This is a genomic window from Prosthecobacter sp. (genome assembly GCF_044227185.1).
Taxonomy (GTDB): Bacteria; Verrucomicrobiota; Verrucomicrobiia; order Verrucomicrobiales; family Verrucomicrobiaceae; genus Prosthecobacter.
The window spans coordinates 229,197-250,599 of sequence record NZ_JBGAFO010000011.1; the positions used below are offsets into that span (position 1 = coordinate 229,197).

The window sequence follows — 21,403 nt, forward strand, 5'->3', positions numbered from 1 at the left end:
CCTCCTTTGGCGCAAAGCCAAAAAAGAGTCCTGGCAGCCCGGGGCTCAGAGCCTGCTTTTCAGGCGCAGCAGGGTGGACTCGGCACCCAGCTTGAGGATGGGGGGCAGCGATTCCACCAGCTTGAAGGCTTCCTCGAAAAGACCGAGTTCACAATAGCCTTCTGCCATCGTGCAGATTCGGCAGCATTCCTCAATGGACTGGTTCATGCGGAAAAAAAGGGGGGAGGTTGGGGGGCGGGCGCATGATGGGGAATGCGCGGTGCATGCGTTTATCCGTGCCTGAAACCGGCGGCGGTTGTATGAATCTGAACGACAGCGATGCAGGGCGGTTCCCACCGGAAAACACCGGACTGAATATCAACAGAGCGCTCCAGACGCCTGGCATGAATGTCGTTGCCGTTTTCCGCAAGATTTCGGTTCTTTCAGGGGGAAACCGCACAATAATGCGCCTGCCGAGATGATACGAATGCATCTGGCTCGAAGCACTTCTCCCTCCCCCGCACATGAAAGCCGTCAGTTTTCAAAAGTCCCTGCCTGCGGCAGACCCCCAAAGCCTTCTGGACATCTGCGTGGACACACCGGTGCCGGGTGTGCGCGATCTGCTGGTGGAGGTGCGCGCCATCTCCGTGAATCCGGTGGACACCAAGATCCGCGGCGGCGGCGGCCCGGGCAGCCCGGACGGCCCGGCGAAAATCCTGGGCTGGGACGCCGCGGGAGTCGTGGTCGCCACCGGCAGTGGCGTGGCGCTCTTCAAACCAGGGGATGAAGTCTATTATGCGGGTGCGGTGGACCGCAGCGGCGCCTATGCGGAATATCATCTGGTGGATGAGCGGATCGCGGGCCGCAAGCCCGCCAGCCTCGGGTTTGCTGAAGCCGCCGCGCTGCCGCTGACGACGATCACGGCCTGGGAGCTGATGTTTGACCGCATGCGGATTTCGCGCGCCCCAGGAGGCGGCGGCAAATCGCTGCTCGTCATTGCCGGCGCGGGTGGTGTGGGCTCCATCTCCATTCAACTGGCACGCCGCCTCACGGGCCTCACCATCATCGCCACGGCCTCCAGGCCGGAGACGCAGGCGTGGTGCCGGGAGATGGGCGCGCATCATGTCATTGACCACCGGCAGCCCCTGGCCGCGCAGGTCAGGGCCATCGTCCCCGCAGGGGTGGACCACGTGCTGGCGCTCACGCGCACGGAGTCCTACTTTGACCAGATCATCGAGGCGATGGCGCCGCAGGGCTCGCTGGGACTGATCGAAAACGTGGCCGCACCGCTGGACATCAACAAGCTCAAGCCCAAGTGCCTCTCGCTTCACTGGGAGTTCATGTTTGCCCGTGCGCGCTACGAGACGGCGGACATGGCCGAGCAAGGCCGCCTGCTGAACGAGGTGGCCGCGCTGGTGGACGCCGGGCAGATACGCACCACGATGCGTGAAAACCTCGGCATCATCAATGCCGCCAATCTCAGGCGCGCCCATGCGCTGGTGGAAAGCGGCAGCAGCATCGGCAAAGTGGTGCTGGCGGGATTTTGAGCGGTGGCCCACGGACTGACTTTCGTACGTGAGTGGACGGCTCATGGGGAGGCCGGGGGCCGGGAAACCCAGGTCATTGAATGGGGAGTTCGGCAACTTCAACCTTTTCAACGCCTGGGTATTCGCGCGCGGCTGCCTGCCCTCAGTCCCACCTGAACGCGTAAGTCACCAGCTTGCCCTTTTTGGAGAACAGTTTGCAGCGGCCCTGCGCGATGAGGTGGGGGATGATCTCGCCGTAGAGGCGGGAGGCCGTGAGGGCTCCGGGGCGGCCAGGATTGGCGGCAAAGCGGCGGGTGAGCTCCGTCTTGGTGTACACGGCGCAGTGCGGTACGGGGCTGGCGTGGTGGTCGCTGGAAATCTGCGCCATCAGCCATTCGCCCGTGTCGTCCACCTGGGAGCGCCTGCCGACGCCTTCGATGTACACCATGGCATCCAGGCAGGAGTCCTGATGAGCCTCCGCCATGGCGAGGATGTCATCGGTGATGACAAAGGGGTCTTTGATGCTGCCCCTGGCCCACCTGCAGGCCTGGAAGATCACGGCCAGCTTCAGGCAGCGCACAGGGGATTCATTCAGGCTGGAGAGCAGGCTTTCATCCCCGTCGGTATATCCTGGTATGCTTTTGCAGCGGTGGCGGTTGCGCTTTTGCAGCATGACCCAGTAGCTCATGGCGTCACGCGTGAGGCTGGCCCTGCCCACGCTGCCTTTGAGCAGCGTCAGCTCCTGGAAAAGGTCGGCCAGGCGGTCGAGCTCCGCCCCCTGCAGGGTTTCCGGCCACCAGATGTCCCGTGCCTGCTCGGTGGCCACGTAAAAGCCAAAACGGCGGCGCAGCCCGCAGCCGGACTCCAGTTGCGAAAGCCTGGCCACCCCAAAGGTGGAGCCGATGCAGAGGCTCAGCGTGGCCTGCGGCAAGGAGCGCTCGGCCTTGCCGTCCTCATGGCCCTTGCATTCACGCCGGAAGTTCTGGTGCCATGGCGCACCATCATAAAGTTTCAGGTAGCGGGCGGAGACCTCGCGCCCGTAGGCGCTGGTTTCCCAGCTTCGCAGGATGGTGTTCCCCTCGTCCTCAAACTGCAGCCGGTGCGGCTGGCTTTCAAAGGTGTCAAACAGCGCGGAGTCGCTGGCATTTCCCGCGATGAGATCGTCACTCATGAGGATCTTCTGGGCGATCTTCTCCGCCGGCGCAAAAGTGGTGCTCTTGCGCAGCCCGGCGGGCGTGGCGATGTAGTTGTAAATCGTCAGCGGCTTCTGGCTGCCAAAATCCAGCGTGACATGCGGCGTCAGCAGCTTGCCGCACAGCGCCAGCGCGGGGGCCACGATCAGCGCATCCGGCAGCTCCGAGACCCCGCGCACAAAGTCGCGGTAGTCCGCCAGGATGGAATCCTGCGGGATGGGGTGCTCGCGCGAATACCCAGGCGTTGAAATAGTTGAACTTGTTGAAGCTGGCTCGCTGGGTGGCGGCGAGGCGGCCTGGTGGTGCTCAGGGGCGCTGCCGCCGGGGTTCGTGTCGTTGGAATTCATGTGAATAGATGGTAAGTTGTGGTATTCGGACTCGTTTGAGCGCAGGCGGTGGCGCAGGGGCGCGGAAAGGCGCGGCGGCGTGCCGGATGCGGGCGCAGGAACCGGCCGTCAGCAGTGCGCGGGCGGCGGTGGTGGTGTTGTTTGCAGATGATTACCAGACCGCCGGGCGTGCTGCCGGGGTGTCCTGCTGGTTGCAAAGGTCAGAGTTCTTCACTGCCTGCTTCGCTGTCCCTCCCAGGCTGACGAGTTCTCCACTGCGAACCACCCGGGGATGTCACCATAAGTGGCGAGAATTGGCGGAGAGTCAATACCAATTGCTGGTATGAAATTGTGGCCGGGGCTGCCTCGCCGGCGCGAGCGCGGAGCGTTTTGGAACCATAGCGAAGCGAAGGCAGACAGCCGTAGGCTGCCCGAAGGAGGAGCGCAGCTACCGCTTTCGCAGGCCGGACGGCGTGCGTGAACCAAGGGCCTGCCCAAAAGCACCCGCCCACATTCCGGACGGCAGCATAGGGCCGAAGATCATCCGACACCCCACGAAAGCGGTAGCTCCGATGCAGGCCTGCGCCCCGCATCTGCGCGACCGCAGTCCAAAAGCTGGCGAGCCAGTGAATGCGCCATAGGCACCTCGGCCCCAGCCTCTGAAGCGCCAACGGCGCGGCCTATCGCAGCCCAGGGCAACGCCCTGGGTATGGCCCGCAGTCCCGAACGACACCCAAGGTCGAGCCCTGAAAGGGCGGCCTAATTCATGCACATCCGACACCACCCGCGCGGGCCGCGTCAATCCCACACATACCGTTCATCAAACGGCATCTTGTGCCTCGCTAAAAACTCGCGGTACTCCTCCTGAAACGTCTTCACGCGGTGGTGTTCCTCCTGGTTGCGGATGTAGTTCGCCACCTTGGGAACGTTGGATTCGCTCACCGAGAACGCCCCGTATCCCGCCTGCCACGCAAATCCGGCCTGTGTCGCATCCTGCGTCTTGATCCATTTGGAGGACGACTTTTTCACGTCTTCCACCACCTGGGCCAGAGTGACGGTGCGGCCCATGTTGAAGAGCAGGTGCACGTGGTCGGCCACCGAGTTGATGAGCACCGCCGGGGAGTGCAGGTTGGCCAGCACCGTGGCCATGTAGGCATGGAGATCCGGGCGCACGGAAGGGGAGATGCAGGGAATCCGTTCTTTCGTGGAGAAGATCAGGTGGATGTAGAGGTTCGCGAGCGATTGCGGCATGGGCGGTGTCCGTGGCGATTGCGGGTGGAGGCGTGGCGGGAATGGAATGGCAGGCGTTAGGCCGCCCCTTCAGGGCTCCCGAATAAGAATCGGGAAACGGGGGCTGGCAAACCCAGGGCGCTGCCCTGGGCTGCGATAGGCCGCACCTTTGGTGCTGAAGAAGGGAGGCAACCGGTCTGTAATAGTGAAAAATGAGTGGCCATGACGCCCCCCTGAAACACGAAAAAACACCTTCCCGGTTTCGGAGAGGGCGTTTGTTGATTCCAGGTGTTGGTGTTTCAGATGAGCACGAAGAGGCAAATGCCCGGTGTCTTTTTTGTGTTTGGCAGCTGTTACTTTGCAGGATAGAGCAGAGCATCGCGAAGTGAAACGATGGAGTCGTCTGCGTGGGCACGCGGGAATGAGAGATCGACAAAATGCTTCCAGCGGTGGTGGAGCTGGTTATACGGTGTGCAGTCCCAAAGAAACTCGGGCGTGGCGTATCCAGGATGTTCGCAAGCTTCCGAAATAAGCTGTTCGCTGAGGCGGATGACATCAATGCCAGGAGCAGACCCCAGAAAGGCAAGCACGAGCTGTCCGAGTAACAGCAAGGGCGCCTCACCCGCAAACCACTCGGTTTTGACGGCCTGCTGATGCAGCTCGGCAAACACAGGCGGCAGGAGCTGGAGCAGATGAGAGTCCTGCAATGCATGCGCGTCATCGAGAAGGCTGATGCCGAAGTAGTTTGCGGGCATGTTTTCGTCCGGACCTTCGGGAAGGGCGGTCATGGCAACGCCAACGGAATTGGTAAACGTACGAAATCGGCGGAAGCGCATTGGATCTGACTCCCGATCTGGATCATGCCACCGGGTCAGGCCGATGGTTTCGGTGATGTCGAAATGCGCTGTGAGCGGAGGAGATCCGGAAGCGAGGATCTCCGTGAATTCTCGCACATAGTCTGCATAGCCCGGGTCGCTGGGACAGTAGTCTGAAATAGCCTCGGGCGTCACGTGTCGTGATGCGTAGTCAAAGAGGGCACGACAGGCGGGTGTCATGGATGGCGCTTTCGGTGACTTAAGCGGGTTGATGAGAAGTTGGGAGTCGTGGACCAGCGGTAACGATTCTGTGCTGGCGATGATCCCCTGCAACGCAAAAACGCCATCTCCCTCACAGGAGATGGCGTTTCCAAATCAGCTATGCGCAGTCCTCACAGCCCGGCAATCGGATGCAGGTTCTCCTTGCACCACTGGCCGTTCTGCTTGGTGACGCCATCGGGATCGTCCACGGCGCCGTGGGCTTCGTCTTCGCAGATGATCCAGCCGGAGTAGTTGCGGGCGACGAGCCACTCGGTGATCTTGTGGAAGTCGAGCTTGCCGGTGCCCATCTGGGCCCAGGGCTCGGCGCCGTTGCCGGAGAAGTCCTTGTAGTGAATGTGGTTCACCAGGTGCTGCCACTTGTTGAGGGTGGCGATGACGTCCATGCCGCCGCGGATGATGTGGCCGACGTCGGGGGTCCAGCCGGTGACTTTGGGGTCGAGGCTGCTGAGGACGACGTCGTAGTCTTCCTGGGTGCGGACGAGGGAGGCGGGCGGGGAGTTTGGGTGGTAGGAGCAGATGAGGCCGGCATCGTGCGCGCGCTGGGAGACGGCGTTGACGTTTTTGGCGACGTTGAGGCGGCGCTTCTGCAGGTCCTTGGTGCGGCCGGAGGGCAGGGTGACGGTGCCGAGCATGGCGCCGGGGAAGTGCTTCAGGTAGTTGATGGTGAAGTCAGCGGCTTCTTTTTCGTTGGGGGCTTCGGTTTCGCCGTCCCAGGCGCAGACGAGGGCCAGGCCGCAGAGCTTCATGTTGTGCTGCTGCAGGGTGTCCTTCATCTTGATGGGGTCGACCTGGGGGCCGAGCCAGTATTTGGAGCAGCCGAGGGCGCTCTGGGAGATCTCGAGCACCATGGGCTCGATGCCGGTGAAGCCTGCTTCTGCGGCGACCTTGATCATGTGGTCGAGCTTGTTGTCGTAACCTTTGCCGGTGCCCTGCATGAACCAGGTGTAGACCTCGGAGCCGAATTGGATTTTGCCCATGGATGGAGTGTGGTTGAACGTTTGCGTGTGGTAGAAAGCGCCCGCGGATGTGTGAGAGAGCCGTGGGCGCGGCATTGGAGACGAACGAGTGCGAACTGTCCAGCGGCAAAGTGCCGCGAAGGAGGAGGTTATGGCGCCTCCGGTGCAGGCGGGAGGCCGGCGGGGATGACGGGCTTGTCGCGATTCCGGATGTCGCGGGCGATCTCGGCGATGACGTTGGTGCTTTCGCGACGCCGGGTCTTGGTGAGAGCCAGCGGGATGCGGACGGTGCCGCGGGCGGGCCCGCTCCGGCGCATCACGGAGACCTCGGCCTCCAGGACAATGTGGCGCTGCTTTTTGGCATCGAGGGTGATGTGGGGGCCGAGGAGGAGGCTGGCGCGAGTGCGGCCGGGAGTTTGGGTGGGCTTGAACTCGGCGCGGCCTGTGAAGCCGCGGGCCTCCATGGGGGCCGCGACTTGGTTTGCTCCGCTGAGGCGGAGGCTTTTGATTTCAAACCACTCCTGGTCGTCCGGCTGGCCGAAGGCATGCAGGCGCATCTGGTAGGGCCCCACCTCGGACACCAGGGCTCCGCCCACCACCATGGCGCTGAGGGCGAAGCCTGATTCAGTGCCTTTGGGGATGAACTCCGCACGGAAGGCCGCGCCACCCACGGAGGGAGCGGGGGCGGTGGCCTGGTAATCGTAATGCGTGGTGAAGGTGTGGACACAGGAGGGCAGGCAGAGGAGAGCCAGCAGGGAAAGGAGGGGACGCATGGAAGGGAGAGTGGGGGGGAGGCGGGGGGAAGCGAGCGTGAAGTGAAGAGGAGGAAAAGCTTCAGGGAAGGAAAACAATCGCTTTCGTTGACAGTATCTATTATATTTAATATAATTACAATAACATGCCGCTTTCCCGTTTTTTCATCCTGCTTGCCGCCTTGGTCCTGCCGTTTGGCACGGTGCAGGGGCTGACGTGGGATGAATCGGTGAACGGAGATCTGTCGGATGACGGGGCGGCGCCGACGCTGCTGGGGACTTTGTCTTTGGGGAGCAATCTGATCTCGGGGACGATGGGCTCTCTCGGGGGAACGGGGCCGCTGGATGCGGACGTGTGGAATTTTACGGTGGACTCGGGGTATTACCTCACGGGGATCAATCTGGTGGGGTACTCGTCCACAAACACGGGGAATCAGTCGTTCATGGCGATCGCCAACGGCGGATCGATCGACATGAGCGACCCGTCGCTGCATCTGAGCAATGCGCTTTGGGGTTATGCGCAGGATGGTTTTGGCAACACGTACAATGACCTGCTGGGGCTGCTGGATGCGGGGCCGGAGTTTGGCGGCATCGGCTTTGACGGGCCGCTGCCAGCGGGGAACTACACCTTCTGGATTCAGGAGGGGTCAGATCAGATCGGGTACAGCATTGATTTTGTGACCTCGCCCACGACACCGGTGCCGGAGCCGGGCGGGCTGGTGCTGCTGGGGGTGGCCGGGCTGTGGCTGCTGCGCCGGCGGCGGTGAGAGGGGGGGATGCTAGATGCTAGATGCTGGATGCTAGATGCTGGATGCTGGATGCTGGATGCTGGATCCAGAATGACGAAACCAGAATGAGGAATGACGAAGGTGGGGCGGGGGATGGAGAGATGAGGGAGATGGGGAGAGGGTTTGCAATGGGGGGGAGGCGCGGCTAAGGCGGCGGGCACATGATTCGGAATCTTTTGCTCGACTGGTCCGGGACGCTGGTGGATGACCTGCCAGGAGTGCTGCGCGCAGTGAACGGGATGCTGCGCACCGCGGGCGTGGCGGAGCTGACACGCGCGGAGTTTCAGGCGCGCTTCCGCCTGCCGTACACGGAGTTTTTTGAAGAGATGCTGCCCGGGCTGGCGCTGGAGCGGGTGCAGGAGCTCTACCTGGAGCATTTTCCCAGGGAGCCGGAGGTGGTGACGCTGCTGCCGCATGCGCGGGAGTTCCTGCAGTCTGCCCTGGCCACGGGCCGGCGCCTGGTGGTGCTGAGCAGCGCGCCGCTGGCGCATGTGACGGCGCAGGCGGAGGCGCTGGGGGTGCGGGATGCCTTTGAGGTCATGCGCTGCGGCGTCATCGACAAACGCAGGGAGATTCATGGGCTGCTGGCGGAGCTGGACATGGCGGCTGGGGAGACGGCGTTCATCGGCGACATGCGGCATGACATCGAGGCAGGGCATGCCGCCGGGGTGGTGACGGTGGCCACATGCACGGGCTACGAGAGCGCCGAGACGCTGCTGACGGCAAAGCCGGACGTGATGGTGAGGGATCTGGCGCGGCTGCCGGCGATGCTGGGGCCGCTGAGCGGGGGAGACGGGGCCTATCCGGTGGCCACGGTGGGGGCGCTGATTTTAAACGCCAGGAATGAGATGCTCATCATCCGCACGCACAAGTGGAGCCACCGCTGGGGCATCCCGGGGGGGAAGATCAAACGCGGGGAGACCTGCGAGGAGGCTCTGGTGCGGGAGATCGCGGAGGAAACGGCGCTCACGCTGCGGGACATCGAATTTGTGATGGTGCAGGACTGCATCGAGCCGGTGGAGTTTCAGCGTTCCGCGCACTTTCTGCTGCTGAACTACACCGCCCGCTGTGTGGAGGAGCCGCCGCAGGTGGTGCTGAACGAGGAGGCGCAGGCCTTTCAATGGCTGCCGCTGGCGGAGGTGCGGCAGATGGAGCTGAACATTCCCACCCAAATCCTGCTGGACGAATGCGTGCGGCGGGGGCTTGTGTCCTGAACTGCCCATGAACCCGCCCGACGAAATCCGCATCTCCGCGCTGCGCCTGACCACGCACATCGGCGTGCCTGAGGAGGAGCGGGCGGAGAGCCAGGTGCTGGAGGCGGACATCACGCTGCGGATCGCGGCGCGCTTTGAGGAGATGGAGGATGAACTGGCGGCCACGATCGACTACGCGGCGGTGGCGGCGCGGCTGCAGGCGCTGGCGGCAGAGCGGCCGAGGAGGCTCATCGAGACGCTGGCGGCGGAGATGGCGGCGTGCGTGCTGGGGGAGTTTAAGGCGGCGGGGGTGAGCATCGAACTGCGGAAGCGGATTCTGCCGGACACGGACCATGTGGCGGTGCGTCTGGAACGCGGAGAGTGAACGAAACGGAAGCGGGGAGGTCGAAGGCCTCCGACTTTCGCGCACCCGGGATTGTCCCCCCTGTGCCGCGAACGGTCCAAATTCCAATTCATTGAGTCCCACCATGAGAACTCTACGCCACCTCCTCCTCGCCGTTGTGCCAGTCTCCGCCCTGCTCGTTTCCTGCGAGCCCTATGCTGACTCCCGCCGGCCCACGGTATCCCAGCAGGATGCGTATGATGTGAGCTGGGGCCTGCCCCCGCGCAAAGTGCGGGGCAACCCGAAGATGCGCTATCAGTACAATTCGAGGGCGGAGCAGACCGCCGCGCCTGTGAGTCCGGAGCCGGAGGCTGCTGCTGCAACTCCTGCGCCGGTGCTGGCAACTGAGCCGGCACGGGCGGCAGCGCCCAGGGCCACCACGGTGCCGCCGGCTCTGCGGTAGCGGAAGCTGGCGCAAGAGGGTGATGGAGGCCTTGAGCGGGGTCTGGGTGTGGACGAACGCCCTGAACCGCACTCGGAGGAGAGTGCGGTCCCCTTCGCGATGGGCCTTGAGTCATTGTCGCCTGGTCGCTGAACAAAGATGGAGGGGAGGCGTCGAAGACTTTCGATCTTGCCAGTGACAGCCACCGCGCCTAGTATCGTTACTCATTAAGAATTCAATTTTGCTGAACAATGACATCCCTGCGTTTCATCTTTGCCACTCTGCTTGCCTCGACCCTGCTGACCTCGTGCGGTTCCTTTGAGCATTTTGACTCCAAGTACCCGACGGTGTCCCAGCAGGACGCGTATGACGTGAGCTGGGGCCTGCCGCCGCGCAAAGTGCGGGGCAACCCGAAGATGCGCTATCAGTACAATGCGCGGGCGGAGCAGCAGCAGTCCGCGGCTCCGATGAGCCTGGAGCCGGCAGCACCCGCGGCCGCTCCGAGCCTGCCACCTGCCGCCGCACCCAGCCGTGCCCCCAGCAGCCCGACGATCCCCAGCAATCTGCGCTAGCCAGAGCTGATTTTTTTATTTCCTGTTTTAACTGCACGCCACGTGAAGACCCCGTTTCTGACCTGCCTGCTGGCCTTTGGCTGCCATGCCGCACTGACCGCCCAGCAGCCGAAGGCTCCTGAGACACTCCGGCCCAGCCTGGCCCCGGTGGAGACTCCGGCGGCGGCGCCTGCGAAGACGCCCGCCAAGACACCGTCCACCACGGAAATCGACAAGCTGGCTGAGGAAGCGCAGAAGGCGCTGTTTCAATCCGTGGACAAAGCCGGAGGCGGAAAGGCGGGCACAACGAAAACGACGGAAGGTGGTTATGCCCCTTATGCCTCATCATCCGCGCCGATGCGGCTGCCGGCGCAGCGGATGGAGGATCCTTCGCAGTGGGCCAAAGACTCCGTGCGCAAGCTGGCGGTGATGGAGGTGGCGTTTGGCGGAGCGCGTGAGACGGTGATGATCGAGCTGTTTCCGAATGATGCGCCGCAGACGGTGAACAATTTCATCGACCACTGTGACAGCGGCTTTTACAACGGTCTGGCGTTTCACCGGGCGATCGAAGGGTTCCTGGTCCAGACGGGTGATCCGCTGACTTCGGATGAGTCGGCGCGTCTGAAATGGGGGACGGGAGGCGAGGACAAAACGATTCCGGCGGAGATCAAGCTGCCGCACCGCGTGGGAGCCGTGGCGATGGCGCGGCGTTCCGACAAGGTGAACCCTGAGCGCCGCTCCAATGGTTCGCAGTTTTACATCACCCTGGGGAACTACGGCTCGATCGACGGCAAGTACACCGTGTTTGGGCAGGTGGTGTCCGGGCTGGAGACGATCAAGCGCATCTCCATCATGCCGGTGGATGCCAACGACTGCCCTGTGGCGCGCATTGAGATCAAATCCATGAAGGTCATCACGCAGAAGGGGCCGATGCAACTGCCTTCGATGTCCAGCGGCGGCGGGCTGCGCTACATCAAGCCGGATGCGGCGCGGAGTTTTGTGGGGCGGGTGTTCCGCCATATCTGGTGAGGAGGGCGGCCGGGGGGATGAGAGGTATTTCTGCGCGCTCAGAGACGGGTGGAGTTTTCCAGCGTGGAACGGTGTGAGGGGGAGAGGGTGAGTGCTGGGGGACGTTCGAGGGCGGCGCTGAAGCGCCGCAGTCCGGGGACGCTGGCGCGCTTGCGATGAATCCCTTTTACTTGTCGGAGAGTTCGAAGCAGATGGCTTCGTGGTCGTTGCGGACGAGGAGCATGCGTCCGGCGAGGGTGGGCGGGTTCCAGGTTTTGGTGTGGAGGGCTTCGATGCGGGATACTTCCTCGAGGTGCTGCGGATTGTCTCTGACGAGGGCGACGAAGCCTTTTTCTGCCTGGATGAGCATGAGGTGCTCGCCCAGGCGCACCTGCTGGCCGAAGCCGTAGCGGCCTTCGCGCCAGACGCGCTCGCCGGTGGTGAGGTCGGCACAGCAGAAGGTGCCCTCATCCATGGCGTAGGCGTGCGTGCCGAAGACGCTGGCGCTGCTGAATTTCGTGCGTGGCGCGCTGGCGGCCACGATGGAGGTGACGGCCATCTTGCCATCGGGCCCTGCTTTGACCTCCAGGACATGGCTCTTCAGGCCGTAGCTGGTGGTGACGAGAAAACGGTCCGCCGTGACCTGGACGGGCTGGCAGACCTTGGGAAACATACCGGGCCAGTCGAACTTCCACAGCAGGGTGCCGCTGGCGGGATCGTGACCGGTCACGGAGTTGTTGTTCACGCTGAGGAGCTGCTCACGCCCTGCCAGGGTCATGAGAACGGGGGAGCTGTAGCTGCCGCCATCGTCGCCTGCCTTCCAGGCCATCTGGCCGTCGCCGCAGCGGTAGGCGATGAGGGAGGCGCCGTTTTCGCCGCCGCTGCAGACGATGTTTTCACCGACGACCAGCGGGGATGAGCTCTTGCCCCACTGGGGGCTTTTGGAGGCGCCGCCGTCCTTCAGCACGTCCTTGCTCCAGCGGAGTTTTCCGGTGGTGAGGTCCAGGCAGTTGAGGAGGCCTTTGGCTCCCATGGTGAAGACGGTGTTCTGCGCCGCATCAATCGTCGGCGTGGCACGCGGGCCGATGCCGCCCATGGCTTCATCGAAGCGGGTCTCGTCGGCATGGGACCAGAGCAGCTTGCCGGTGGCGAGGTCGTAGCAGGTGACGTATTCCTCGGCGCCGCGCTGCTCCTGGGTGAGGGCACGGCCGCCAGCGACGGCAAAGCCAGACCAGCCGTCTCCCACAGGGATGCGCCAGACTTCGCGTGGCGGGTGGGCTTTCCAGTCGGTCTGCCAGGTGGGTTCGGGGAGGATGCCGTCGCCTTTCACGCCGAGGAAGCGCGGCATGTCCGAGGCTCCTGGCGGCGGGGGCGAGGGGGCGGCGGCGGTGTCCGGTGTGGGGCGAAGCGGGGGAAGAGAGTGCGGCTTCTGCCAGCGCCAGGAAAAGCTGGGGAGGGCCGAGCCATCGGCGGAGCCTTCGTAGCGGAGCAAGGAGCGAAACGCCATCACGATGGCGGCAACGCCGAGCACAAAGAGGCCGAGCCGTTTCAGCCGCACACCGCGGCGATGCAGCGCCCACCAGAGGCCGAGGAGCAGCAGCCAGAGAGGGATGAGAAACATCACGCCGGCGGCGCGGAAGGTGTGGGCCGTGGCCCAGAGCCCGGCCAGCAAACCGCCGGCCAGCAAGGTGAGGATGAGGGGGAACTTCGGGATCATGGGCGCGTCATTCTACGTCTGGTGCGGGGCAAAGGAAATGGCTGGCGTTATTCTGCGTATGTCTCATCCTCGCCCGTTTTCACCCAACCATCATGAAACATTTGCTTCTCTCCCTGCTTGCCGCGTCCAGCCTGTGCGCCGCCGACCATGTCGTGTATGAACCCGCCGGTGCGGCCAAAGGAAAGCACATCGTGCTGCTTTCGGGCGACGAGGAGTACCGCAGCGAGGAGTCGATGCCGATGCTGGGGAAGATCCTCAGCCAGCGCCACGGCTTCAAATGCACCGTGCTCTTCAGCCTGGGAACGGACGGGACGATTGACCCCACGGCAGGGGGCAGCCTGAGCCACCCGGAGGCGCTGGATTCCGCCGACGCCATCGTGATGCTGCTGCGCTTCCGCCACTGGGACGAGGCGACGACGAGGAAGTTTGAAGCGGCGGTGAAGCGCGGCGTGCCGATCGTGGCGCTGCGCACGAGCACGCATGCGTTTGCCGGATATGCCAAGGGCAGCCCGTTTGAATCATGGAACTGGAACAAAGACGGCGGCTGGGGCCGCAAGGTGCTGGGAGAGACGTGGGTGAGCCACTGGGGCAAGCACAAGGTGGAGGCGACGAAGGGGATCATCGAAGCCGCGAACGCGAACCACCCGGTGCTGCGCGGGGTGAGCGATCTGTTTGGAAACACGGATGTGTATGAGGCCGCTCCGCCGGCGGATGCGGTCGTGCTGGTGCGCGGCCAGGTGCTGCAGGGCATGACGGTGGACACCGCCCCGGCCAGCTACACAAAGCCCACCGCCGCCAAGGTGGAGCAGGACGTGAACACGCCCATGATGCCCGTGGCCTGGGTGCGCGTGGTGAAGAACGACGCGGGAAGTGAAAACAAGATCCTGGCCACGACGATGGGAGCGGCGACCGACCTGACCAATGAAGGCCTGCGCCGCATGGTGGTAAACGGTGTGTTCTGGGGCCTCGGCCTGGAGGTGCCGGAGAAGGCGGATGTGAGCATCGTGGGAGAGTATCAGCCGACGATGTATGGCTTTGGCGGGTTTCAGAAGGGGCTGAAACCGGAGGGGTTTGAGCTGAAAAAATAAGATCACACTTTCCTTCGCGCCTTCCGTGCCACGAAAAATTCGTCAGCTTATCAGTGACCTGAGGCAGGCTGGTTTTGAACTGGACCGGCAGAAAGGGTCACACAGGCAGTTCAAACATTCTGCATTCGCGGGAGTGCTTTCTTTGAGCGGAGCCGAGGGCGATGATGCGCAGCGTTATCAGGAGAAACAGGTGGCGCAGGCGATTGCGCAAACCCTTAAAAAGTGATTTATTACGCCTCATGAGAGCCGAAGACCGCTATCATCATTTCGTCCGCTGGTCGGAAGAGGATCAGCTTTATGTGGGCTACTGCCCAGATTTGTATGTAGGCGGCGTCTGCCACGGTGCCAATGACGAGCAGGTCTATGCCGAGCTGTGTGGAATCCTGCGTGATGAAGTGGCGCACCGGCAGGCGCGTGGGGAGATTTTGCCCACGCCTTCGGTTCGCGTTACGCGGGATGTGGAGCTGGTTTCAGTTTGATTGCGGCGTTTGCTCCCGGCACTACTTTTTCAGCTCAAACACAAACGGCAGGTTCTGCGCGGTCATCATGGCTTTTTCTTTGGCCATGAAGCGGTCGGCGAGTTTGGTGAAGCTGCCGTCGGTCTGCATGCGGGAGATGACGGCGTTGACCTTGGTCCTGAGCTCATCGCTGCCCTGCTTCAGGCCGATGGCCCAGACCTCCTCACGCAGAGGTGCGAGAAGGGCGCGGGTCTTTTCAGGGTGCCTGGCGTGGTGGTTCATGATGGAGACCTGGTCGTAGATCCAGGCATCGACGCTGGCATTCACCACTTCCATCACGCAGGAGACGTCGGCATCCAGGGCGATGATTTTGGCGTCCTTGAGGTTTTCGCGGGCCCAGCTTTCGCCGGTGGTGCCGAGGCGCACGACGACTTTGCGGCCGGGGGCCTTGAGATCGGCGGCGCTTTGCACGGTGGAGTCTTTGGAGACGAGCACCGCGAGACCGGTTTTCACATAGGGCTCGGAGAAGTCGATGGATTTGCGGCGTTCGGGCGTGATGGACAGGGCGGAGATGACGAGGTCGATGGAGCCGGTGCGCAGCGCGGTGATGAGGCCGTCGAAGTTGATGTTGCGGAACTCCACCTCCTTTCCGAGGGACCTGGCGATCTCGCGGCCCACCTCGATGTCCACGCCGGTGATCTGGCCGTGTTCGTCCTTGAACTCAAAGGGCGGGTAGGTGGCGTCTGTGCCGATGATGAGCTTGTTGCTGCGGGAGCAGCCGCACAGAAGGAGAAGCAGGGTGAGGGCGAGATGGCGGAGCATGGATGAAGGAAGGGTCAGGAGTTTAAATCACCGGCGTAGTCGCTGGGCATGCGCCAGTCGCCACGCGGAGAGAGGGCGACGGAGCCGACCTTCGGGCCGTCGGGGACGCTGGAGCGCTTGAACTGGTTTTGGGCGAAGCGTTTGAAGAAAAGGCCCAGCCAGCGGGCGATGGTCTCGTCATCGTAGCTGCCGGCGAAGGCCTGGGCGGCGAGCCAGCGGATTTTTTCCGCGCTGCTGCCGTGGCGTACAAAGTGGAAGAGGAAGAAGTCGTGCAGCTCGTAGGGGCCCACGGTGTCCTCGGTCTTTTGCTGGAGCGACTCGTCCGCGGCGAGAGGGAGGAGCTCCGGAGTGATGGGAGTGTCCGCGATATCGAGGAGAATGGGGCCGGCCTTTTCAGCAAAGGGGCCGGCGGCACACCATTCGATGAGGTAGCGCACGAGGGTCTTGGGCACGCCGGAGTTCACATGGTACATGGACATGTGGTCACCGTTGAAGGTGCACCAGCCGAGGGCGGCCTCGGAGAGGTCTCCGGTGCCCACGAGGATGCCGCCGGTTTTGTTGGCGATGTCCATGAGGATCTGGGTGCGCTCCCGTGCCTGCGAGTTTTCATAGGTGGTGTCGTGCTGATGCTCGGAGTGGCCGATGTCCGCGAAGTGCTGGTGCACGGCATCATGGATGGAGATGGTGCGCAGCTCCACGTTCAGGGCCTCGGCGAGTTTTTCGGCATTGCCGCGGGTGCGGGTGGTGGTGCCGAAGCCGGGCATGGTGATGGTGAGCGCGGCAGAAGGCGGCATGCCCGCACGTTTGAGCGCCTCCAGCATGACCAGCAGCGCCAGGGTGGAGTCCAGCCCGCCGGAAAGGCCGAGCACGGCGGTTTTCGCACGAGCCTGCTTCAGGCGGCGGGCGAGGCCGGTGGCCTGGATGGCGAAGATTTCCTCGCAGACGGCGGCGCGGTCCACCTTGGCCGAAGGCACGAAGGGATGGGGGGAAAGAGGGCGCAGCAGCTTGTCATCGCCCACAGGGGCGCAGCCGAGACTGAAGGCGACGCGACGAACGCCGATGCTGCCGGCCTCATCGCGGAAGGCGGAGCTTTTGATGCGATCATGCGCGAGCTGCTGCAGATCCACATCGGTGAGCACGGCGCGGGTGTCGAAGCAGAAGCGTTCGGTTTCGCCGAGGAGGACGCCGTTTTCCGCGACGAGGCCGTGGCCGGAGTACACGACATCGGTGCTGGATTCGCCGGGGCCCGCACCGGCGTAGATGTAGGCGGCGAGGCAGCGCGCGGCCTGCTGGGCCACGAGGTGGCGGCGGTAGGGGGCTTTGCCGAGGACTTCGGTGCTGGCGGAGGGATTGGCGAGGAGGAGAGCACCCGCGAGGGCGAGATGGCAGGAGGGAGGAATGACCGTCCAGAGGTCCTCACAAATCTCCACGCCGAGGACGAAGCCGGGGATATCCAGGGCCTCGAACAGGAGATCCGTGCCGACGGGCACGTCCTGATCATTCAGGCGCAGCATGGAGACATTCAGGGTATGCGCTGGGGAGAACCAGCGGCGCTCGTAAAATTCGGCGGAGTTTGGCAGAAAGCTCTTCGGCACCAGGCCGAGCAGGCGGCCCTTGGCGAGGACGGCAGCCATGTTGTAGAGGCGGTCCTGAATACGGAGTGGCAGGCCGACGACGAGCACGCAGGTGAGGTCCTGCGTGGCGTCCACCAGCGCGGCGAGACCTCTGACAGCGGCATCCAGCAGGGCGGTGGTGTGAAACAGGTCCGCGCAGGAGTAGCCGGTGAGACTGAGCTCTGGAAACACCGCCAGGCGGCAGCCGCGCTGCGCGAGGGTGCGCGCCTCGCGGCCGATGATGGCGACGTTTTTGGCCACATCCCCAAGGACCAATTCCGGAGACACGGCGGCGACCCGAACAAAACCCAGACGTTCACGAACGGCGGCGGCGGTGGTCGGGGTGGGGGCTGCTTGCGGCATGGGAGAACCTAGCACGCGGAGGCTGGGATGCGCGAGGAGTAAGTACGCCGGCACTGCGAGGGCGTCATCCGCGATGAGGGCGCTGATCGACGGTCAGGAGTGACCATCTTACGACTCAATCACGCGTGCCTTCAATTCTTTCGTCGGCATCATGCACGCATCATCCTTGCCAAACCAGCGATAGCGGTTCCGGGCGATGAAATAGTAAGCGGTGTCGCGTAGCGCGCGGGGCAGGGGTTTGAAGATGAGGGCGAGCTTCCAGAAACCGCCGAGGGTGCGGGCGATTTCGAGGGCGGCATCGCTGGCCTGGAAGGCTCCGCGGGGAGTGATGAAGAGCATGGCATTGGGGGCGGCGGGATCGAGGCCATGCTGGGTGTAGAGCCGGCTGCCGAGAGGGCTCTGGATGGGGGCGAATTTGATTTTGCCCATGGGATCGTGCCGGATGATGAAGCGCACGCTGGCATCGCAGAGATGGCAGACGCCATCAAAGAGCAGCAGGTGATCATGGCTGGGATTGTAGGCGGGCATGGGGGGAGTGACGAGGGGCAGGGCTCCTTGGCAATCTTTCTCCTCCTCTTACTCCTACTCCTCCTCCCGGAAGTCCGGAACCAGAAGGGGGAGGAAGAGGAGGAGTAGGAGGAAGAGGAAGATTTACTCGGACTTACGGCTCTCGGCTGCGGCAGGTGCGGAGGAAAACCAGAAGAGGTAGGCGAGGATGAGCAGGGTGCCGAAGCCGAGGGTGAAGCCCCAGGTGCGGGTGTGGGCGAGGGGATGGAGGATGTAAGAGGCGATGCGGCTGAGCAGTGAGACAGGACGATGGACGAGGTCCCAACTGTTCCAGCGGTCAAAGCGGCCGAGGTAAACGCCGAAGCCGCTGAGGCCGAGCGAGCCGAGGGAGACGCACCAGGCGGTGGTGTGGGAGAACTTCCGCGCGAACCAGTGCTGCACGATGTGCAGGGACTGAAAGCCATACCAGAGCGAGACCAGGGCAAAGGAGAGCAGCATGAGGAGGTCCAGCCACACGGGGCCCCAGGGATTTTTGTGAAGGTGCATGAGGTCCGTGAGGACGTAGGGGGCATTGGGGAAGAAGAGCAGCCACATGCCCAGCAGGGGCAGGGCGGGCAGCAGCCGGTTCATCCGCCGCAGGGCGAGGCTGAGGCCCAGAGGAATGGCGGCGAGAAAAAGATTCCACACCATGAAGGTGTAGTAGTCGTGGCCTACGATGAAACTGCGCATTTTCAGCACGAGGAAGCACCACAGGCAGGCGAGGAGGTTCAGCAGGAAAACGCGGCTCTTCATAACAGAGATAGAATACGCCTGCGAGAGGGGGGAGGCAAGCCTCCGGCGGGTGCGTGAAGATGAATTCACGCGGGGTTCATGGGGAGTTCATGGAGGAGTAAGGAGTGACGGAAGGGGCAAAAACGAGTTGATGCTGCCAAGGATGGGAGGCTTACTAGCGGACATGGTTCCCATGCAGGACATCAAGCGCTATTGCGATGCCATTGCTGCGGCGTTCAAGCCGAGGCGGATCATTTTGTTTGGTTCCCATGCGTATGGCAGGCCCAACGAAGACTCAGATGTGGACGTGCTGGTGGTGATGCCAAAATCACGCCGGGCAGGGACACAGACAGCCATCAAAATTCGTGAACAGGTAGGGGCGGATTTTCCTGTGGATGTGCTCGTGCGCGGAGAAAACGAGGTGGAGCGACGCGTGCGCGAAAGCGACCTCTTCATGACCCAGATCACCCGTGAAGGACGAATCATGTATGAAGCCGTCAACGCGTGAGTGGATCAAAAAGGCGGAATCCGACTATCTGGCGGCGCAGGCCTTGTCGAGGCGGCGTAAAACCCCGTTTCACGACGAGGTGTGCTTCCACTTCCAGCAGTGTGCCGAAAAATACCTGAAAGCCCGGCTCGAAGAGGCGGGCATTGCCTCTCCCAAAACGCATGATCTGATACGGCTGCTCAATCTGGCGCTGGCAGTGGAACCTCTTTGGTCGGCGCTGCGGCATGCGGTGGCCAGCCTGAGTGTTTATGCTGTCGAATTTCGTTATCCAGGAAATGAAGCAACAGCCCAGAATGCCCTGGATGCCAAGCTGCATGCAAAGGCTGTTCGAAAAGAAGCGCGTCTGGCATTGGGGCTGAAGGCCTGAAAGTGAAGGTCATCACGCCGCTTTGCGCCGCTCTCTCTTCGCTGCTTTGAGCTGGCCGCAGCCGGCGGCGACGTCGATGCCGCGGCGCTGGCGGATGGTGCAGGGGAATCCGGCGTCCTGGAGGATGCGGTGGAAGGCGTCTGCGGCGGCGTCGCTGCTCTCGGTGCCGCTGTAGCCGTCGGTGCGGTTGAGGGGGATGAGATTGATGTGGGCGTCGAGGCCGTGGAGGAGCTCTGCGATGCGGCGTGCGTGCTCCGGGGTGTCATTCACGCCTTCGATCAAGGTCCAGGCGAAGAAGATGCGGCGTCCGGTCTGCGCATTGTAGCTGCGGCAGGCGGCCATGAGATCGGTGAGCGGCCAGCGCTGATTGGCGGGGATGAGCTTTGCGCGCTCCTCCTCCGTGGCGGCGTGCAGGCTGACGGCGAGATTGTAGGGGCGGTTTTCCGCCGCCATGCGCAGGATGCCGGGGACGACGCCCACGGTGGAAACGCTGATCTTGCTGGGGCCGATGTTCAGGCCGCGGGTGTCGCAGATGATGTCCAGCGCGGTCATCACGGAGTCGTAGTTGTGGAGGGGCTCGCCCATGCCCATGAAGACGAGATTGCGCAGGCCTTTTTCGCCTTTCGCCCGCACAGCGCGCTGGGCGTGGAGGACCTGGGCGACGATCTCGCCGGGGCGGAGGTGGCGCACGAAACCCATCTGGCCGGTGGCGCAGAAGACGCAGCCCATGGCGCAGCCGGCCTGGGTGCTGATGCAGGCGGTGTGGCGGCCGGTGTAGCCCATGATGACGGTCTCTATCTCCTGCGCATCGGCCATGCGGAGGAGGAACTTGTGCGTGAGGCCGTCGCTGCTCGGGGTGTCCACGGAGACTGGGGGGACATCGAGGGCCCAGGAGCCATCACCGAGCACCTGGGCGAGCCATTTGCGCAGGGGCGGTGCCAGGTCCTCACGTGCGAGGGGATCCGGCATGGCGCGGAAGTGCAGGGTGTTCCACAGGGTGCCGGCATGAGCCGGACGCAGACCGGCGGCCACGATCACCTCGCGGAGCTGGTCAAAGGTCAGGTCATGGAAGGATCGTGGCATCAGGGAGCGGTCAGTGGAAGCAGGGATTTTCGCGGCGTTCGCGGCCGATGGTGGTGTCATCGCCGTGGCCGGGAAATACGCGGGTGGCATCCGGCAGGACGAAGAGCTTTTCCTCGATGCCGCTGAGGAGCTGGCGCAGGGAGCAGCCGGGGAAGTCGGTGCGGCAGACGCCGTCCAGGAGAAGCACATCGCCGTCAAAGAGGAGGTTTTGGCCAGGAAGGTGGAAGCAGAGACTGTCAGGGGAATGGCCGGGAACGTGGTAGAGCTTCCAGGTCTCGCCGAGGGCATCGATCTGGCTTTTGCCTTCGAGAACTTCATCGACGGTGAAGGGGGGGACGGAAAAGGGGCTGCCCATGACGGCGCCGAAGAGGATCTCCAGCGTGAGATCGCGGGAATAGGGGGCAAAGGCATAGACCCGGCAGCCGTGCTCCGCCTGGATCTCTGCGGCATCCAGGACGTGGTCAAAGTGCTGATGGGTCAGGAAGAGGGCGTCCACCTTAAGATTTTGCTGTCTCAGCCAGGCGGCGACGCCCTCCGGGGCGTCCACCAGGAGGTTCCCGCCGGGAAGGGAGAGGAGGTAGCCGTTGGTGACGGCGATGCCGCCGGTGTAGATCAGGGGTTCAGGCATGGGGGGGGAATGGCGAAAGACGGGAAAGAGTTGGACTTTTCAACATGGAAAAGGCAAAATCTCCAAGCAATTCCAGCCCCGAGGCTCGTTATAG

The 21,403-nt window shown here is 63.2% G+C and carries 25 protein-coding genes; 12 read left to right on the forward strand and 13 right to left on the reverse strand.

The features are described 5' to 3' along the window. Nucleotides 1–45: 45 nt before the first annotated feature. The gene (locus ACILSQ_RS23975) at nucleotides 46–207 is read right to left on the reverse strand and encodes a hypothetical protein (RefSeq protein ID WP_395746205.1); all 162 of its coding nucleotides are present in this window, start codon (nucleotides 205–207) and stop codon (nucleotides 46–48) included. Between the two features lie 296 nt (nucleotides 208–503). Between ACILSQ_RS23975 and ACILSQ_RS23980 the strand changes: the two genes are divergently transcribed. Then, on the forward strand, nucleotides 504–1,526 hold the full coding sequence (locus tag ACILSQ_RS23980) for a zinc-binding alcohol dehydrogenase family protein (protein ID WP_395746206.1): 1,023 nt from the start codon (nucleotides 504–506) through the stop codon (nucleotides 1,524–1,526). 142 nt (nucleotides 1,527–1,668) lie between these two features. Here ACILSQ_RS23980 and ACILSQ_RS23985 read toward each other — a convergent pair whose 3' ends face one another. From ACILSQ_RS23985 to ACILSQ_RS24005, 5 genes are all read right to left on the reverse strand, one after another. After that, entirely contained in the window at nucleotides 1,669–3,045 is a 1,377-nt protein-coding gene (locus ACILSQ_RS23985; protein WP_395746207.1) for a DUF3987 domain-containing protein, read from the reverse strand. 777 nt (nucleotides 3,046–3,822) lie between these two features. Beyond that, nucleotides 3,823–4,275, reverse strand: a complete 453-nt coding sequence (tnpA, locus tag ACILSQ_RS23990; protein WP_395746208.1) for an IS200/IS605 family transposase — start codon at nucleotides 4,273–4,275, stop codon at nucleotides 3,823–3,825. 332 nt (nucleotides 4,276–4,607) lie between these two features. Then, nucleotides 4,608–5,309 carry a hypothetical protein gene (locus tag ACILSQ_RS23995; protein ID WP_395746209.1) on the reverse strand — a complete coding sequence of 234 codons (702 nt, stop codon included), beginning with the start codon at nucleotides 5,307–5,309 and terminating at the stop codon, nucleotides 4,608–4,610. A gap of 152 nt (nucleotides 5,310–5,461) precedes the next feature. Next, on the reverse strand, nucleotides 5,462–6,328 hold the full coding sequence (locus ACILSQ_RS24000) for a sugar phosphate isomerase/epimerase family protein (protein ID WP_395746210.1): 867 nt from the start codon (nucleotides 6,326–6,328) through the stop codon (nucleotides 5,462–5,464). Between the two features lie 128 nt (nucleotides 6,329–6,456). After that, nucleotides 6,457–7,080, reverse strand: coding sequence for a hypothetical protein (locus ACILSQ_RS24005; RefSeq protein WP_395746211.1), 624 nt, complete (start codon nucleotides 7,078–7,080; stop codon nucleotides 6,457–6,459). A 125-nt stretch (nucleotides 7,081–7,205) separates the two neighbouring features. Between ACILSQ_RS24005 and ACILSQ_RS24010 the strand changes: the two genes are divergently transcribed. The 6 genes from ACILSQ_RS24010 to ACILSQ_RS24035 all read left to right on the forward strand — a co-directional run bounded on the left by ACILSQ_RS24010 (nucleotide 7,206) and on the right by ACILSQ_RS24035 (nucleotide 11,405). Continuing rightward, the gene (locus ACILSQ_RS24010) at nucleotides 7,206–7,826 is read left to right on the forward strand and encodes an MYXO-CTERM sorting domain-containing protein (RefSeq protein ID WP_395746212.1); all 621 of its coding nucleotides are present in this window, start codon (nucleotides 7,206–7,208) and stop codon (nucleotides 7,824–7,826) included. A gap of 182 nt (nucleotides 7,827–8,008) precedes the next feature. Beyond that, on the forward strand, nucleotides 8,009–9,061 hold the full coding sequence (locus tag ACILSQ_RS24015; RefSeq protein WP_395746213.1) for an NUDIX domain-containing protein: 1,053 nt from the start codon (nucleotides 8,009–8,011) through the stop codon (nucleotides 9,059–9,061). Between the two features lie 7 nt (nucleotides 9,062–9,068). After that, complete coding sequence (locus ACILSQ_RS24020) at nucleotides 9,069–9,425, forward strand: dihydroneopterin aldolase (protein WP_395746214.1); 357 nt, start codon at nucleotides 9,069–9,071, stop codon at nucleotides 9,423–9,425. Nucleotides 9,426–9,528: 103 nt separating this feature from the next. After that, nucleotides 9,529–9,846, forward strand: coding sequence for a hypothetical protein (locus ACILSQ_RS24025; RefSeq protein ID WP_395746215.1), 318 nt, complete (start codon nucleotides 9,529–9,531; stop codon nucleotides 9,844–9,846). Nucleotides 9,847–10,076: 230 nt separating this feature from the next. After that, complete coding sequence (locus tag ACILSQ_RS24030) at nucleotides 10,077–10,397, forward strand: hypothetical protein (RefSeq protein ID WP_395746216.1); 321 nt, start codon at nucleotides 10,077–10,079, stop codon at nucleotides 10,395–10,397. A 42-nt stretch (nucleotides 10,398–10,439) separates the two neighbouring features. Then, nucleotides 10,440–11,405: a peptidylprolyl isomerase gene (locus ACILSQ_RS24035; RefSeq protein WP_395746217.1), complete on the forward strand. Its 966-nt coding sequence runs from the start codon at nucleotides 10,440–10,442 to the stop codon at nucleotides 11,403–11,405. A gap of 166 nt (nucleotides 11,406–11,571) precedes the next feature. Here ACILSQ_RS24035 and ACILSQ_RS24040 read toward each other — a convergent pair whose 3' ends face one another. Further along, nucleotides 11,572–13,101: a PQQ-binding-like beta-propeller repeat protein gene (locus ACILSQ_RS24040; protein ID WP_395746218.1), complete on the reverse strand. Its 1,530-nt coding sequence runs from the start codon at nucleotides 13,099–13,101 to the stop codon at nucleotides 11,572–11,574. A 92-nt stretch (nucleotides 13,102–13,193) separates the two neighbouring features. On the opposite strand from ACILSQ_RS24040, the gene ACILSQ_RS24045 reads away from it, so the two are divergent. From ACILSQ_RS24045 to ACILSQ_RS24055, 3 genes are read left to right on the forward strand one after another with little or no spacing between them, the layout of a single operon-like run. Beyond that, nucleotides 13,194–14,189: a ThuA domain-containing protein gene (locus tag ACILSQ_RS24045; protein WP_395746219.1), complete on the forward strand. Its 996-nt coding sequence runs from the start codon at nucleotides 13,194–13,196 to the stop codon at nucleotides 14,187–14,189. 25 nt (nucleotides 14,190–14,214) lie between these two features. Beyond that, nucleotides 14,215–14,415, forward strand: a complete 201-nt coding sequence (locus ACILSQ_RS24050) for a type II toxin-antitoxin system HicA family toxin (RefSeq protein WP_395746220.1) — start codon at nucleotides 14,215–14,217, stop codon at nucleotides 14,413–14,415. A 13-nt stretch (nucleotides 14,416–14,428) separates the two neighbouring features. Next, the gene (locus tag ACILSQ_RS24055) at nucleotides 14,429–14,668 is read left to right on the forward strand and encodes a pilus assembly protein HicB (protein ID WP_395746221.1); all 240 of its coding nucleotides are present in this window, start codon (nucleotides 14,429–14,431) and stop codon (nucleotides 14,666–14,668) included. 21 nt (nucleotides 14,669–14,689) lie between these two features. Here the strand turns inward: ACILSQ_RS24055 and ACILSQ_RS24060 are convergent, their stop codons facing one another. The 4 genes from ACILSQ_RS24060 to ACILSQ_RS24075 all read right to left on the reverse strand — a co-directional run bounded on the left by ACILSQ_RS24060 (nucleotide 14,690) and on the right by ACILSQ_RS24075 (nucleotide 18,744). Beyond that, nucleotides 14,690–15,469: a transporter substrate-binding domain-containing protein gene (locus ACILSQ_RS24060; RefSeq protein ID WP_395746222.1), complete on the reverse strand. Its 780-nt coding sequence runs from the start codon at nucleotides 15,467–15,469 to the stop codon at nucleotides 14,690–14,692. 14 nt (nucleotides 15,470–15,483) lie between these two features. After that, nucleotides 15,484–17,445 carry an NAD(+) synthase gene (locus ACILSQ_RS24065; RefSeq protein WP_395746223.1) on the reverse strand — a complete coding sequence of 654 codons (1,962 nt, stop codon included), beginning with the start codon at nucleotides 17,443–17,445 and terminating at the stop codon, nucleotides 15,484–15,486. A gap of 108 nt (nucleotides 17,446–17,553) precedes the next feature. Then, nucleotides 17,554–17,973 carry a thiol-disulfide oxidoreductase DCC family protein gene (locus ACILSQ_RS24070; protein WP_395746224.1) on the reverse strand — a complete coding sequence of 140 codons (420 nt, stop codon included), beginning with the start codon at nucleotides 17,971–17,973 and terminating at the stop codon, nucleotides 17,554–17,556. Nucleotides 17,974–18,096: 123 nt separating this feature from the next. Further along, the gene (locus ACILSQ_RS24075) at nucleotides 18,097–18,744 is read right to left on the reverse strand and encodes a DUF1361 domain-containing protein (protein ID WP_395746225.1); all 648 of its coding nucleotides are present in this window, start codon (nucleotides 18,742–18,744) and stop codon (nucleotides 18,097–18,099) included. Nucleotides 18,745–18,916: 172 nt separating this feature from the next. Here ACILSQ_RS24075 and ACILSQ_RS24080 point away from each other — a divergent pair, with 172 nt between their 5' ends. Beyond that, nucleotides 18,917–19,231 carry a nucleotidyltransferase domain-containing protein gene (locus ACILSQ_RS24080; protein WP_395746226.1) on the forward strand — a complete coding sequence of 105 codons (315 nt, stop codon included), beginning with the start codon at nucleotides 18,917–18,919 and terminating at the stop codon, nucleotides 19,229–19,231. Then, nucleotides 19,194–19,598: a HEPN domain-containing protein gene (locus ACILSQ_RS24085; RefSeq protein WP_395746227.1), complete on the forward strand. Its 405-nt coding sequence runs from the start codon at nucleotides 19,194–19,196 to the stop codon at nucleotides 19,596–19,598. The genes ACILSQ_RS24080 and ACILSQ_RS24085 overlap by 38 nt, the downstream gene beginning before the upstream one ends. A 12-nt stretch (nucleotides 19,599–19,610) precedes the next feature. Here ACILSQ_RS24085 and rlmN read toward each other — a convergent pair whose 3' ends face one another. Together rlmN and ACILSQ_RS24095 are read right to left on the reverse strand one after the other, a co-directional pair. Continuing rightward, a complete protein-coding gene (gene rlmN / locus ACILSQ_RS24090) occupies nucleotides 19,611–20,681 on the reverse strand; it encodes a 23S rRNA (adenine(2503)-C(2))-methyltransferase RlmN (protein WP_395746228.1) in 1,071 nt (356 codons plus the stop codon). Nucleotides 20,682–20,691: 10 nt separating this feature from the next. Continuing rightward, complete coding sequence (locus tag ACILSQ_RS24095; RefSeq protein WP_395746229.1) at nucleotides 20,692–21,309, reverse strand: MBL fold metallo-hydrolase; 618 nt, start codon at nucleotides 21,307–21,309, stop codon at nucleotides 20,692–20,694. Between the last annotated feature and the right edge of the window lie 94 nt (nucleotides 21,310–21,403).

Coding starts and splice junctions, on each gene's coding strand:
- ACILSQ_RS23975 (WP_395746205.1), bottom strand. CDS start 207: ATGAACCAGTCCATTGAGGAATGCTGCCGAATCTGCACGATGGCAGAA.
- ACILSQ_RS23980 (WP_395746206.1), top strand. CDS start 504: ATGAAAGCCGTCAGTTTTCAAAAGTCCCTGCCTGCGGCAGACCCCCAA.
- ACILSQ_RS23985 (WP_395746207.1), bottom strand. CDS start 3,045: ATGAATTCCAACGACACGAACCCCGGCGGCAGCGCCCCTGAGCACCAC.
- tnpA (WP_395746208.1), bottom strand. CDS start 4,275: ATGCCGCAATCGCTCGCGAACCTCTACATCCACCTGATCTTCTCCACG.
- ACILSQ_RS23995 (WP_395746209.1), bottom strand. CDS start 5,309: ATGACACCCGCCTGTCGTGCCCTCTTTGACTACGCATCACGACACGTG.
- ACILSQ_RS24000 (WP_395746210.1), bottom strand. CDS start 6,328: ATGGGCAAAATCCAATTCGGCTCCGAGGTCTACACCTGGTTCATGCAG.
- ACILSQ_RS24005 (WP_395746211.1), bottom strand. CDS start 7,080: ATGCGTCCCCTCCTTTCCCTGCTGGCTCTCCTCTGCCTGCCCTCCTGT.
- ACILSQ_RS24010 (WP_395746212.1), top strand. CDS start 7,206: ATGCCGCTTTCCCGTTTTTTCATCCTGCTTGCCGCCTTGGTCCTGCCG.
- ACILSQ_RS24015 (WP_395746213.1), top strand. CDS start 8,009: ATGATTCGGAATCTTTTGCTCGACTGGTCCGGGACGCTGGTGGATGAC.
- ACILSQ_RS24020 (WP_395746214.1), top strand. CDS start 9,069: ATGAACCCGCCCGACGAAATCCGCATCTCCGCGCTGCGCCTGACCACG.
- ACILSQ_RS24025 (WP_395746215.1), top strand. CDS start 9,529: ATGAGAACTCTACGCCACCTCCTCCTCGCCGTTGTGCCAGTCTCCGCC.
- ACILSQ_RS24030 (WP_395746216.1), top strand. CDS start 10,077: ATGACATCCCTGCGTTTCATCTTTGCCACTCTGCTTGCCTCGACCCTG.
- ACILSQ_RS24040 (WP_395746218.1), bottom strand. CDS start 13,101: ATGATCCCGAAGTTCCCCCTCATCCTCACCTTGCTGGCCGGCGGTTTG.
- ACILSQ_RS24045 (WP_395746219.1), top strand. CDS start 13,194: ATGAAACATTTGCTTCTCTCCCTGCTTGCCGCGTCCAGCCTGTGCGCC.
- ACILSQ_RS24055 (WP_395746221.1), top strand. CDS start 14,429: ATGAGAGCCGAAGACCGCTATCATCATTTCGTCCGCTGGTCGGAAGAG.
- ACILSQ_RS24060 (WP_395746222.1), bottom strand. CDS start 15,469: ATGCTCCGCCATCTCGCCCTCACCCTGCTTCTCCTTCTGTGCGGCTGC.
- ACILSQ_RS24065 (WP_395746223.1), bottom strand. CDS start 17,445: ATGCCGCAAGCAGCCCCCACCCCGACCACCGCCGCCGCCGTTCGTGAA.
- ACILSQ_RS24070 (WP_395746224.1), bottom strand. CDS start 17,973: ATGCCCGCCTACAATCCCAGCCATGATCACCTGCTGCTCTTTGATGGC.
- ACILSQ_RS24075 (WP_395746225.1), bottom strand. CDS start 18,744: ATGAAGAGCCGCGTTTTCCTGCTGAACCTCCTCGCCTGCCTGTGGTGC.
- ACILSQ_RS24080 (WP_395746226.1), top strand. CDS start 18,917: ATGCAGGACATCAAGCGCTATTGCGATGCCATTGCTGCGGCGTTCAAG.
- rlmN (WP_395746228.1), bottom strand. CDS start 20,681: ATGCCACGATCCTTCCATGACCTGACCTTTGACCAGCTCCGCGAGGTG.
- ACILSQ_RS24095 (WP_395746229.1), bottom strand. CDS start 21,309: ATGCCTGAACCCCTGATCTACACCGGCGGCATCGCCGTCACCAACGGC.